General features: G+C 62.7%; 1 protein-coding gene. It reads left to right on the top strand.

All coding sequences use genetic code 11. The features are described 5' to 3' along the window. Positions 1–201 (top strand): hypothetical protein (locus I6F24_RS37430; protein WP_225156638.1); only part of this gene is annotated, 201 nt, incomplete at both ends.

The following is a 201-nucleotide window of genomic DNA, read 5'->3' on the forward strand; positions in this document are numbered from 1 at the left end:
GCACCGGCCCAACGCTGAAATACCAAGGCAATGTGGTGGACACGGCCAATTACACGACGTGGTCCGTCATTGCTGCCGAGCAGGTGTCCGGTGGCGGCTACGACGTGGTCTGGAAGAACTCGGCCAACGGGCACTACTCGGTCTGGAGCACCGACAGCACCGGCAATTTCGTGACGACGCTAGCCGCGGCTACCGAGGTCC

The sequence above is a fragment of the Bradyrhizobium sp. BRP23 genome (assembly GCF_020194135.1).
In the GTDB taxonomy this organism is placed as follows: Bacteria; Pseudomonadota; Alphaproteobacteria; order Rhizobiales; family Xanthobacteraceae; genus Bradyrhizobium; species Bradyrhizobium yuanmingense.